12 protein-coding genes and 1 tRNA gene are annotated in these 12,439 nt (G+C 64.0%); 9 read left to right on the forward strand and 4 right to left on the reverse strand.

Annotation, left to right across the window (positions count from 1 at the left end; translation table 11 throughout):
• Positions 1–26: 26 nt before the first annotated feature.
• Together SOM61_RS02765 and SOM61_RS02770 are read right to left on the reverse strand one after the other, a co-directional pair.
• Positions 27–103 (reverse strand) — tRNA-Pro (locus SOM61_RS02765).
• Between the two features lie 89 nt (positions 104–192).
• Positions 193–2,082 carry an MFS transporter gene (locus SOM61_RS02770; protein WP_320472680.1) on the reverse strand — a complete coding sequence of 630 codons (1,890 nt, stop codon included), beginning with the start codon at positions 2,080–2,082 and terminating at the stop codon, positions 193–195.
• 265 nt (positions 2,083–2,347) lie between these two features.
• Between SOM61_RS02770 and SOM61_RS02775 the strand changes: the two genes are divergently transcribed.
• Entirely contained in the window at positions 2,348–2,527 is a 180-nt protein-coding gene (locus SOM61_RS02775; RefSeq protein WP_320472681.1) for a hypothetical protein, read from the forward strand.
• Positions 2,528–2,696: 169 nt separating this feature from the next.
• Here the strand turns inward: SOM61_RS02775 and SOM61_RS02780 are convergent, their stop codons facing one another.
• Positions 2,697–4,016, reverse strand: a complete 1,320-nt coding sequence (locus SOM61_RS02780; RefSeq protein WP_320472682.1) for a homoserine dehydrogenase — start codon at positions 4,014–4,016, stop codon at positions 2,697–2,699.
• A gap of 39 nt (positions 4,017–4,055) precedes the next feature.
• Positions 4,056–5,279: a pyridoxal phosphate-dependent aminotransferase gene (locus SOM61_RS02785; protein ID WP_320472683.1), complete on the reverse strand. Its 1,224-nt coding sequence runs from the start codon at positions 5,277–5,279 to the stop codon at positions 4,056–4,058.
• A gap of 132 nt (positions 5,280–5,411) precedes the next feature.
• Between SOM61_RS02785 and SOM61_RS02790 the strand changes: the two genes are divergently transcribed.
• The 8 genes from SOM61_RS02790 to SOM61_RS02825 all read left to right on the forward strand — a co-directional run bounded on the left by SOM61_RS02790 (position 5,412) and on the right by SOM61_RS02825 (position 12,226).
• Entirely contained in the window at positions 5,412–5,792 is a 381-nt protein-coding gene (locus tag SOM61_RS02790; RefSeq protein WP_320472684.1) for an Mth938-like domain-containing protein, read from the forward strand.
• Between the two features lie 180 nt (positions 5,793–5,972).
• Complete coding sequence (locus SOM61_RS02795) at positions 5,973–6,437, forward strand: peroxiredoxin (protein ID WP_320472685.1); 465 nt, start codon at positions 5,973–5,975, stop codon at positions 6,435–6,437.
• Between the two features lie 263 nt (positions 6,438–6,700).
• A complete protein-coding gene (locus tag SOM61_RS02800; RefSeq protein ID WP_320472686.1) occupies positions 6,701–8,500 on the forward strand; it encodes a PhoH family protein in 1,800 nt (599 codons plus the stop codon).
• A gap of 151 nt (positions 8,501–8,651) precedes the next feature.
• On the forward strand, positions 8,652–9,008 hold the full coding sequence (locus SOM61_RS02805) for a YciI family protein (RefSeq protein ID WP_320472687.1): 357 nt from the start codon (positions 8,652–8,654) through the stop codon (positions 9,006–9,008).
• Positions 9,009–9,118: 110 nt separating this feature from the next.
• On the forward strand, positions 9,119–9,517 hold the full coding sequence (locus SOM61_RS02810) for a YciI family protein (protein WP_320472688.1): 399 nt from the start codon (positions 9,119–9,121) through the stop codon (positions 9,515–9,517).
• A gap of 21 nt (positions 9,518–9,538) precedes the next feature.
• Positions 9,539–9,955 (forward strand): VOC family protein, encoded by a 417-nt coding sequence (locus SOM61_RS02815; protein ID WP_320472689.1) that lies wholly within the window; start codon positions 9,539–9,541, stop codon positions 9,953–9,955.
• Positions 9,952–11,226, forward strand: coding sequence for an RNA polymerase sigma factor (locus tag SOM61_RS02820; protein WP_320472690.1), 1,275 nt, complete (start codon positions 9,952–9,954; stop codon positions 11,224–11,226). Before SOM61_RS02815 ends, SOM61_RS02820 begins: the two co-directional genes overlap by 4 nt.
• Positions 11,227–11,335: 109 nt before the next feature.
• A complete protein-coding gene (locus SOM61_RS02825) occupies positions 11,336–12,226 on the forward strand; it encodes an MBL fold metallo-hydrolase (protein WP_320472691.1) in 891 nt (296 codons plus the stop codon).
• Positions 12,227–12,439 lie beyond the last annotated feature (213 nt).

Genomic DNA, 12,439 nt, shown 5'->3' on the forward strand with positions numbered 1-12,439 from the left:
CAGCTGACCTTTTTCATTGAATCTATTGGTCGGGGCGAGAGGATTCGAACCTCCGACCCCGTGCACCCCATGCACGTACGCTACCAGGCTGCGCTACGCCCCGACTAGTCAATAATTATATCAGAGCCAGCGAAAAAATCTTGCGCTTTTGCCATACTGTGCAAGATCTTTGCTGGACACGGATCAGCATTCCTACTTCCACTCCCCGCGCAGCGCCATCACCTGCTGCTGCAGGTATTCCGGCGTCGCCTGCTCCGGAGCCACCGGCTGGCCGACAGCCAGCGCCAGCTGCGAGCGCATGCCGCGCGCGATGCGGCGCCCGAACAGATTGCTCTGGTCGCGCGTGAACCAGCTGCCCCACAGGCCGCGCAGCGCCATCGGGATCACCGGCACCTTGCTGCGCTCCATGACCTTCGAAATGCCATTGCGGAACTCGTTCATCTCGCCGGTCGAGGTCAGGCGCCCTTCCGGGAAGATACACACCAGTTCGCCGTCATGCAGCGCATGGGCGATGTCCACGAAAGCCTTTTCCATCGTCCACGGGTCTTCCTTGGCCGGCGCGATCGGGATCGCGTTCACGGCGCGGAAGATCCAGCGCAGGAAAGGCGTCTTGAAGATCCGATGGTCCATCACGAAGCGGATCGGACGCGGGCTGGCGGCATTGATCACGATCGCATCCACATAGCTGACATGGTTACACACCAGCACCGCCGGGCCTTCGCTCGGAATGCGCGCCGTATCGATGGTGCGCACCCGGTACACGGTGTGGATCAGCAGCCAGGCCAGAAAGCGCATCAGGAATTCCGGCACCAGCGAGAAGATGTACACCGCCACCACGGCATTCATCAGGGCCGTGGTCAGGAACAGTTCCGGGATACTGAAGCCCTGCCCCAGCAGCAGGATGGCGACGCCGGCCGAGGCTACCATGAAGATCGCGTTCAGGATATTCATGCCGGCGATCGTGCGCGACACGTGCTTCTGGTCGCAGCGGGTCTGGATCAGGGCGAACAGCGGCACGATGAAGAAGCCGCCGAACACGCCGATCATCACCAGGTCGCCCAGGATGCGCCACGCGCCCGGCTGGTTCAAGAGGCCCAGCCAGTCCACCGCCGTCGTGCTGGCGATGAAGGCTTCGCTGGCGAAATACAGGTCGATGCCGAACACCGACAGGCCGATCGAGCCGAACGGCACCAGGCCGATTTCCACCTTGTGGCCCGACAAGCGTTCGCACAGCAGCGAACCAAGACCGATGCCGAGCGAAAACACCGTCAACAGCAGCACGAACACGCTGTGGTCGCCCATCAAGTAATCTTTTGAGAACACCGGGAACTGGGCCAGCAACAAGGCGCCATAGAACCAGAACCAGGAATTGCCGAGCATCGACAGGAACACGGTGCGGTTCTGCCGCGAATACGACAGGTTCCGCCACGATTCGGACAGAAAATTGCGGCTGATGCGCAGCTCGGGCGCCGGCGCCGGCGATGGCGGGATGCGCCAGGCGGCGGCCAGGCCCAGCACGGCGAAGATCACGGTCGCGCCGGCCACCAGCATGATGCCGTTCGGCTTGTAGCCGACCAGGATCGCGCCGGCCACTTCACCCAGCAAGATGCCGACGAAGGTTCCCATCTCGACCACGCCGTTGCCGCCGACCAGCTCGTCGGGCTTGAGGTTTTGCGGCAGATACGCGTACTTGACCGGCCCGAACAGCGTCGAATGCATGCCCATGCCGATCACCGCCGCGACCAGAAGCCACAAGGTGTGGGTCATCCAGCCGATGCCGGCCACCAGCATGATCGCGATCTCGGCGACCTTGACGATGCGCGCCAGCTTGGCCTTGTCGAACTTGTCGGCGATCTGGCCCGAGGTGGCCGAGAACAGCACGTAGGGCAGGATGAACAGGCCAGGGATCAGGTTGTTGATCAGGGAGGGATCGAGCGTGGTCCAGTTGATCGCGTCATAGGTCATGACGACCAGCAGCGCGGTCTTGAACAGATTATCGTTGAAGGCGCCCAGGAACTGGGTCCAGAAGAACGGGCCGAAACGGCGCTGGGTCAGCAGGGAAAACTGATTCGGTTGGCTCATGCTGGAAAGCTCGGCTGTGAAGGAAGGCGTAATGTACAACGGCAAGCACAGCGGAACAAACGCTGTTTCTCACATTCACGGTTGCGTATTCGCATCTGATACCACAGGTGTTGCTCTGCGGTACCAGCACTTGAGCGAGCACAAACTCGGCGTTACGGCAAGCGTACGCGCAGAAACTTGCGGCGCGAACCATCGGCGCTTGAAACCGGTCAAATCGGGCTTGATCTGGCACATTGGTGCAATGCAGCGCAGGTAGAATCCGCAGATGACTTCCGCCAACTTCCACATCAGCTACGCCAGCGTCGCCAATGCGCTGTTCGAGCATATCGAGCAGGACCTGCTGCTCCTCACCACCGCCCTCCTCGACGATGATGAGGAATTACCACGCCGTTTCGATGCGTATCCAGCGACATTGCTGGCGCATGAAGGCATGCCGCCGCCTTGAGTCGCGTGCTTGCACCACCAACGTAAAACACGTCGTTCCCGCGCAGGCGGGAACCCAAGTTTGCCCACTTCACCACTACGCTGTCCGTAGTCTCGGAGCATGCTGACTTGGGTTCCCGCCTCCGCGGGAACGACGTGTATCGAGGCTGGTGGCCAGGCGTAAAGCGACGTCAGCCCAGCGCTTCCAGCCTGATCCGCGTCACCTTGCCGATCACCGCCGGCAAGCCTTCGATCTTGGCGATCGCCGCGTCGATGTTCTTTTCGCGCGTCTGGTGCGTCAGCATGATGATGTCGATGTCGACCCGGTTGCCCGGCTCCTTCTGCAGCACGGCGTCGATCGAGATGCCGGCGTCGGCCAGGATGCGGGTCAGGTCGGCCATCACACCGAGCTGGTCCTGCACGTGCACGCGCAGGTAGTAGCTGGTGGTGATTTCGGACATCGGCATGATCGCGACATCGGTCATCTGGTTCGGCTGGAAAGCCAGGTGCGGCACGCGGCTGTACGGGTCGGCGGTCAGGAGGCGGGTCACGTCGACCAGGTCGGCGATCACGGCCGATGCGGTCGGCTCCGAACCGGCGCCCTTGCCGTAGTACAGCGTGGCGCCGACCGCGTCGGCCTGCACCAGCACCGCGTTCATCGCGCCTTCGACATTGGCGATCAGGCGCGCGGCCGGGATCAGGGTCGGGTGCACGCGCAGCTCGACGCCCTCGCCCGACTCGGTGTGGGTGCGGCGCGTGATGCCCAGCAGCTTGATGCGGTAGCCGAGCTGCTCGGCGTAGCGGATGTCGGCCGCCTGCAACTGGCTGATGCCTTCGATATAGGCCTTGTCGAACTGGACCGGGATGCCGAAGGCGATCGCCGACATGATGGTCAGTTTATGGGCCGCATCGACACCCTCGATGTCGAAGGTCGGGTCGGCCTCGGCATAGCCAAGTTCCTGCGCCTGTTTGAGCACGGTCGCAAAATCCAGGCCCTTCTCGCGCATCTCGGTCAGGATGAAGTTGGTGGTGCCGTTGATGATGCCGGCCACCGATTCGATGCGGTTGGCGGTCAGGCCTTCGCGCAGGGCCTTGATGATCGGCACGCCGCCGGCGACAGCCGCCTCGAAGGCCACCATCACGCCTTTTTCTTGCGCGGCGGCGAAAATCTCGTTGCCATGCAGCGCCAGCAGCGCCTTGTTGGCGGTGACTACGTGCTTGCCGTTGGCGATCGCTTGCAGCACCAGCTCGCGCGGCAGCTCGTAGCCGCCGATCAGCTCGACGACGATGTCGATGTCCGGATTATTGACCACCGCGAACGGGTCGGCCACGATGTCGACCGTGCCGCCGGTCACTTCGCGCGCGCGTTCAATATTGCGCGCCGCAATCATCGCAATCTCGATGCCGCGTCCGGCGCGGCGGCGGATGTCTTCCTGGTTGCGTTGAAGGACGTTGAAGGTACCGGCACCCACGGTGCCGATGCCCAGGAGGCCAACTTGAATCGGTTTCATAAAATCTGTTTCTCTTGATGGTCAGGACGCCGGTCCCGTTCAGGCGTGGCGTCGTCGGTAACCGTCGAGGAAGCGCGCGATGCGTCCGCAAGCGTCGGTCAGGTCGTCGGAATTGGGCAGGAACACCAGCCGGAAATGGTCCGGGGCGATCCAGTTGAAGCCGGTGCCTTGCACCAGCAGCACTTTTTCCTCGGACAGCAGTTCGCAGATGAACTGCTGGTCGTCCGTGATCGGATACATCTTCGGATCGAGGCGCGGGAACATGTAGAGCGCGGCTTTTGGCTTGACGCAGGACACACCCGGTATATCGGTAAGCAATTTATGCGCAAGGTCGCGCTGTTTCAGCAGGCGCCCGCCCGGCCCCACCAGGTCGTTGATGCTCTGGTGGCCGCCGAGGGCGGTCTGGATGGCGAACTGGCCCGGCGCGTTGGCGCACAGGCGCATCGAGGCCAGGATATTCAGGCCGTCGATATAGCCCTTCGCGTGGCGTTTCTCGCCCGAGACCACCATCCAGCCGGCACGGTAGCCGCAGGAACGGTAGTTCTTCGACAGGCCGTTGAGGGTCACGAACAGCACGTCGTCGGCCAGCGAGGCCATCGAGACGTGCTCGGCGCCGTCATACAGGGTCTTGTCGTAGATCTCGTCGGCGTAGACGATCAACTGGTGCTGGCGCGCCAGCTCGATGATGTCGAGCAGCACTTCGCGCGGATACAGGGCGCCGGTCGGGTTGTTCGGGTTGATGACGACGATCGCGCGCGTGTTCGGCGTGATCTTGCGCCGCATGTCCTCGATGTCGGGCAGCCAGCCGGACTGCTCGTCGCACACGTAATGGATCGGCGCGCCGCCGGCCAGGCTCACGGCCGCGGTCCACAGCGGGTAATCGGGCGCCGGCACCAGCACTTCGTCGCCGTTGTTCAACAGGCCCTGCATCGACATCACGATCAGTTCCGAGGCGCCATTGCCCAGGTAGATGTCGTCGATGCCCACGCCGGCGATGTTCTTCTCTTGCGTGTAGTGCATGACGGCCTTGCGCGGCGCGAACATGCCCTTGGAGTCGGTATAGCCGGCGGCGCCGTGCATATTGCGGATCATGTCGCTGACGATCTCGTCCGGCGCGTCGAAGCCGAACACGGCGAGGTTGCCGATATTGAGCTTGATGATCTTCTGGCCGTCTTCTTCCATCTGGCGCGCCTTTTCCAGGGCCGGTCCACGGATTTCGTAGCAGACGTCGTCGAGCTTGTTGGATTTGGCGATCGGTCTCAAAATTTCCCCAGATGTGAGCGTGCTCTGTTGCAGTGCGAAAAATACCATTCTGCCGAAAGCGCCCCATTTAGGCAACCTTGCCGATCCGGTTACAATGGGCCTTTGCCAGCACACCGGATTTCAGCCAACGCCATGAAGCTTCATTCCGACAACACCCAACAATACCAGACCGTCACCGGCTACGACGCTTCGGGCGTGGAAATCAATGCCGAGCGCTTCAATTACAGCCTGACCGTGCTCCCCGAAATCGCGCCGCGACCATGGAACGTGACCCGCTTCGACGAACTCACCGCCTCCCATTTCGAGGAGATCGCAAAGGACGCGCCGGACGTCGTCATCCTCGGCACCGGCGAGCGCCAGCGCTTCGTGCACCCGCGGCTGGTGGCCAGCCTGTCGGCCATGCACATCGGCGTCGAAAGCATGGACAACGCGGCCGCCTGCCGCACCTATAACGTGCTGATGGGCGAAGGCCGCAAGGTCACGCTGGCCCTGATCCTCGACGCCGGCGCCTGAACCACGGGCCCTGGACAGGCGGAAACGTTTCATAAACCATGTAAATAGTGCGATTCTGTCCAGCAGGACACTAGCGGCAGGTGGCATGGCCGGATTATCATGCCAGTGCCGCTCCCCGCCACCATGCGCCGGGAGGTTAATATCGCAGCGTAACGCGCTGTCACTGCCCAGGAGAAGCCCGTGGCCGAGAGCCCAGCAACCATCGCCCCATTTTCCGCCCCGATGACCGGTGGCCAGACCTTCGAGCTCTTTGGCCGTCCCGCCAGGTACACCGTGCTGTACTTCTACCCCAAGGACAATACGCCGGGCTGCACCACCGAGAGCATCGCCTTTCGCGAAGCCTGGCCCGAATTCCAGGCGCTGGGCGCCGAGATCTATGGCCTGAGCCGCGATTCGCTGCGCTCGCACGAGAACTTCAAGGCCAAGCTGGGCCTGCCGTTCGAACTGATCTCCGATCCGGACGAAGCCGTCTGCACGCAGTTCAATGTCATGAAGATGAAAAATATGTATGGCAAACAGGTGCGTGGAGTCGAGCGCAGTACGTTTGTCATTGACGCTCAAGGCCGATTGGTGAAAGAATGGCGTGGCGTGAAAGTCAATGATCACGTCACCGAAGTGCTGGAATTTTTGAAGAGCCAGCCCTGAATTACGGATGGCTCCAGTTTGTTCAACCTGCTGGATCGCTATCCTTTATTTTGAGTCAACGCGTAATACATCCACATTCTTCCAATCTGGTTTCCTGCCGGGCCGGAGCATTTCCGGGCTCGGCCTTACTGCAGAGGTTTTCCCCTGCAGTCCACGCGGCGGTTCACCCGCCACTCCCGTTAGTAGCATCGACTCCGTGCGGCAGCGCGCCACGTGGCCAGCGCGCGCACGGCCATCCAGACTTTTTTTAGATTGAGAACCTGATGCCACTGCCAAAGATGCCTACCCAGCCAGCGACCATGCTGCTGGCAAAAGATTACCCCAAGGCCGAACCCGGCAAATCGCCGGTACGTCCCGTCTCGGCCCAGGCCAATGACGACGTCGAGGACCTGATCAGCGGCCAGGCCGTGCCGACGCCGAAATCGCGCGCACGCCGCAAGGCGCAAGACACCCTCGCCGCGGCGCAAGCGCCCGCGGTTGCCAAACCTGTCGCAGCCGTGCCAGCCGTCGCCGAACAGGCTCCCCAGCCAGCCCGCAAGGCCGCGCCGGCACAGGCCAAGCTGCGCGAGACCGACGCCGATCAACCGCACCCGGCCAAGCACAAGCCGGTCGAAGTCACCATCAAGTCGTCCACCAGCCGCAAGGCCGACCGCTCCGGCACCACCAAGGTGTTCGTGCTCGACACCAATGTGCTGATGCACGATCCGACCTCGCTGTTCCGCTTCGAAGAGCACGACGTCTACCTGCCGATGATGACGCTCGAGGAGCTGGACAACCACAAGAAGGGCATGTCCGAAGTCGCGCGCAATGCGCGCCAGGTCTCGCGCACGCTCGACGCCCTGATCGCCAACGTCGACGACGACGCCATCGAGTCCGGCATTCCGCTGTCCAAGCTGGGCAACAAGGATGCCAAGGGGCGCCTCTTGTTCCAGACCCGCCTGAACAGCGCCGCCCTGCCCGAAGGCCTGCCGGCCGGCAAGGCCGACAACCAGATCCTGGGTGTCGTGCGCGCGCTCGAGCAGCAGATGGCGGGCCGCGCCATCGTGCTGGTGTCGAAAGACATCAATATGCGCATCAAGGCGCGCGCCATCGGCCTGCCGGCCGAGGATTACTTCAACGACCACGTGCTGGAAGACACCGACCTGCTGTACTCGGGCATCGTCCAGCTGCCGGACGACTTCTGGGACAAGCACGGCAAGGACGTCGAATCCTGGCAGGAGAACAAGAACGGCAGCTCGGCGACCTATTACCGCGTCACCGGTCCGCTGATCCCGAGCCTGCTGGTGAACCAGTTCCTGTTCCTTGAGCCGAAGGATGGCCAGTCGCCGCTGTACGCGCAAGTCAAGTCGATCAACGGCAAGACCGCGGTGCTGCAGACCCTGCGCGACTACAGCCACAACAAGAACAACGTCTGGGGCATCACGGCGCGCAACCGCGAGCAGAACTTCGCCCTCAACCTGCTCATGAATCCCGAGGTCGACTTCGTCACCCTGCTGGGACAGGCCGGTACGGGTAAAACCCTGCTGGCGCTGGCAGCCGGCCTGGCGCAAGTGCTGGAGACCAAGCTCTACAACGAGATCATCGTCACCCGCGTCACGGTGCCGGTGGGCGAGGACATCGGCTTCCTGCCGGGTACCGAAGAAGAAAAGATGTCGCCGTGGATGGGCGCCTTCGACGACAACCTCGAGGTGCTGATGAAGTCGGACGGCGATGCCGGCGACTGGGGCCGCGCCGCCACGCAAGACCTGATCCGCTCGCGCATCAAGATCAAGTCGCTCAACTTCATGCGCGGCCGCACCTTCGTCAACAAGTTCCTCATCATCGACGAGGCGCAGAACCTGACGCCGAAGCAGATGAAGACCCTGGTGACGCGCGCCGGTCCCGGCACCAAGATCCTGTGCCTGGGCAATATCGCGCAGATCGACACGCCTTACCTCACCGAGGGTTCGAGCGGCCTGACCTATGTGGTCGACCGCTTCAAGGGCTGGAGCCACGGCGGCCACGTGACCCTGGCGCGCGGCGAACGCTCGCGCCTGGCCGATCACGCGAGCGACGTGCTGTAACACCGCAGGCCGCCTGTAAGAGGCGGCAATGCCACCAAACGCCCGCCCTCACCGGCGGGCGTTTTTTTTGCCTGAACCGCAAACAGCGCTACCATAGGGTGGGCGGCTACGCCGTCCACGCGTCCAGACATATCCGCACAAAGGAGATCCCATGCCCCACATGCTGCTCATTCACGAGCCGGTCGGCCAGCGCGCCACCCGCAGCGATGCCGAAGGACGCGCCGCCTACGAGCGCATGCTGCGCTGGGGCGAGGAGCTGAAGGAACGCGGCCTGCTGCTGGCGGCCGAATCGCTGGCGTCCACCGAGAGTGCGGTGCGGGTGACCGTCCCGGCCGGCAAGGCGCGCATCGTCGATGGCCCGTTCGCCGAGGCCAAGGAAATGGTGGGCGGCTTCTTCATGGTCAATGTCGATTCGCGCGACGAGGCGGTTCTACTAGCGGCCGAGTGTCCGGCTGCCGAATGGGCCACGGTCGAGGTACGCGCGCTGGCGCCCTGCTTCATGCGCTAAAAATATTTTTCATGATTGTTTGTCGGGATTGTCGAAAACGGTGAGCGCCGTTCGTCGTGGACCATGAAAGGCCCGCTGCCGCGGGCCGCTCACCACCCAAGGAGAACACCATGCGTTTCATGATCATCGTCAAGGCCAGCGCCGCGACCGAAGCGGGAGAGATGCCGCAAGAGTCGCTGCTCGCCGAAATGAACGACTACCACCAGGAGCTGGCGCGCGCCGGCGTCCTCCTCGACGGCAATGGGCTCAAGCCCACCAGCCAGGGCTGGCGCATCCGCTACGAAGGCGGCGAGCGGCGCGTCGTCGATGGCCCCTTCGCCGAGACCAAGGAGCTGATCGCCGGCTACACCATGATCCAGGTTCGCTCGCGCGAGGAAGCGCTCGAATGGACGCGCCGTTTTCCCAATCCCCAGGGCCCCGGCCTGGAAGCCGAGATCGAAGTGCGCCAGGTATTCGAACTGGACGACTTCCCGCCCAGCGAAACCATCGAACGCATGCGCACGCAATAAGCCTGAGACCGGAGAACCGTCATGAGCAACCAGCAAATCTACGTCAACCTGCCCGTCAAGAACCTCGAGGCCAGCCGCGCCTTCTTCGGCGCCCTCGGCTTCAGTTTCAATCCCCAGTTCAGCGACGATAACGCCGCCTGCATGATCGTCAGCCAAGATCACATCTACGTGATGCTGCTGGCCGAGCCCTTCTTCCAGACCTTCATCAGCAAGAAGATCGCCGACGCCCGCACCAGCACCGAAGTGCTGCTGTGCCTGTCGCGCGACAGCCGCGCCGCGGTCGACGACACCGTCGCGAAGGCGGTGGCGGCCGGCGGCAGCATTCCGCGCGAGGCGCAAGACCACGGCTTCATGTACCAGCATGCCTTCGAGGACCTCGATGGCCATATCTGGGAGCTTGCCTATATGGAAAGCATGCCGCCGAGCGAAGGGCAATGACGGGCAAGGTCGAGGACACCATCGCGGCGCTGTGGCGGATCGAATCCGGCCACATCGTCGGCAGCGTCGCGCGCATCGTGCGCGACATCGGGCTGGCCGAGGAGCTGGCCCAGGACGCCCTGGTGGCAGCGCTGGAACGCTGGCCGCAGGACGGCATCCCCGACCGCCCCGGCGCCTGGCTGCTCACGACGGCGCGCAACGGCGCCTTCGACCTGCTGCGGCGCGATCGCAGCCTGCGCCAGAAACTGGAACAGATCGGCCTCGACCTCGAGGCCCAGGAGGCCCTGACGGTGCCGGATTTCGTGGACGACCTCGACGCCCGGCGCAGCGACGTGCTCAAGGACGACTTGCTGCGCCTGATGTTCACCGCCTGCCACCCGGTGCTGTCGCTCGATGCCCGCCTGGCGCTGACGCTCAAGCTGCTCGGCGGCCTGGCGACCGGCGAGATCGCGCGCGCCTTCCTGGTGTCCGAGAGCACCATGGCCCAGCGCATCGTGCGCGCCAAGCGCACCCTGGGCGAGGCGAAGGTGCCGTTCGAGCTGCCGCCGCCAGCTGAGCTGGGCGAGCGCCTGGGCGCCGTGCTGGAGGCGGTCTATCTGATCTTCAACGAGGGCTATGCCGCGACGGCCGGCGCCGACTGGATGCGCCCGGCCCTGGTCGACGAGGCGCTGCGCCTGGGCCGCATCCTGGCCGAGCTGGCGCCGAACGAGCCCGAGGTGCATGGCCTGGTGGCGCTGATGGAGCTGCAGGCTTCGCGCATGGCGGCGCGCCTGGACGCAGCAAGGCGGCCAGTGCTGCTGCTCGAGCAGGACCGCGCGCGCTGGGACGGCGTGCTGGTCCGGCGCGGCCTGGCCGCCCTCGAGCGCGCGGCGCGCATCGCCATGCCACGCGGATCCTACGTGCTGCAGGCCGAGATCGCCGCCTGCCACGCGCGCGCCCATCGTGCCGAGCTGACCGACTGGCGCCGCATCGCCGACCTGTACGGCGAACTGGCCGCGCTCCAGCCCTCTCCCGTCGTCGAACTCAACCGCGCGGTGGCGGTGGGCATGGCCGACGGCCCGGCGGCCGGCCTGGCGCTGGCCGACCGGCTGCTCGCGGACGGCCGGCTGGACGGCTATCACTGGCTGCCGAGCGTGCGCGGCGACCTGCTGTTCAAGCTCGGCCGCCGGCCGGAGGCGCGCGCCGAATTCGCGCGCGCGGCCGCGCTCACCGCCAACGCCGCCGAGCGCGAACTGCTGCTGGCGCGGATGCGTGACGCCGCGGATGCATGAGCCTTCGCAATAACTTTGCGTTAATTGATGACTATGCCTCACGGATACATACCGCTATGATCGAGGCTGTATAGAATAATAATCAAACGATCGTGACGGGAGGCGTGCAATGAAATTCCGGTTCTGGGGAGTGCGTGGATCGATCCCGTCGCCGGGTCCGCGCACCGCGCGCTACGGCGGCAACACCACGTGCATCGAGGTGCGCACCGACGCCGGCGCCCTCCTGATCCTGGACGGCGGCACCGGGCTGTTCCCGCTGGCCCAGCACCTGGTCCAACTGGGACCGGTGGCCGCCAATATCTTCATCACCCACAGCCACTGGGACCACATCCACGGCCTGCCCTTCTTCGCGCCGCTGTTCGTCAAGGGCAACCGGGTGCGCCTGCACGGCGCCCACGACGAAATCACTGGCCACGGCATCGAGCACGTGATGAACGTCCAACTACAGAACAGTTATTTCCCGGTCGGCGAGGCCGAGATGAGCGCCACTCTCGACTACCGCACGCTCGAGATCGAAACGCCGATCGCGGTGGAAGACGCCGTGGTGTCGAACGTGGCGATGAACCATCCGGTGCTCAACCTCGGCTATCGCATCGACTGCAACGGCAAATCGCTGTTCTTCACCGGCGACCATGAGCCCTGGCCCAACCCGCACCCGGCCGACAGCGGCGCGCACGCCGCCTGCGAGGAACACCTGCGCGAGCGCGAACGCCGCATGGACGCCGTCATGCGCGGCGTGGACGCCCTGATCGTCGACTGCTCGTACACGCGCGACGAATATCCGTCCAAGCGCGGCTGGGGCCACGGCACCTTCGACGGCGCGTTCGACATGGCGCTGCGCGTCGGCGCACGGACGCTGTACTGCACCCACCACGAGCCGACGCGTGGGGACGATGAACTGGAAGCGGTGTTTGCCGAGGTGATGGCGCGCTACGCCGCGCGGCTGGATGGCTTGCAGGTATTCCTGGCCTACGAGGGACTGGAAGTCGATCTGGCCTGAACAGCCCGGCCGTTCCTACTCCCATTAACGCAAAAACGTCGTTGCCGCGAAGGCGGGAACCCAAGTATACAGCTCTGCCACCTATACAAAATCTGGTGGCTGCGCATCCAACCTGGGTTCCCGCCTCCGCGCACTGGTGTCCGGAATAATTTCGGGCGCTTGAATAAGCCCGCTTCATAGGAAAAACCACGTCGTTCCCGCGGAGGCGGGAAC

Origin of the sequence: Massilia sp. CFBP9012, from assembly GCF_034045115.1 — a bacterium.
GTDB lineage: Bacteria > Pseudomonadota > Gammaproteobacteria > Burkholderiales > Burkholderiaceae_D > Telluria.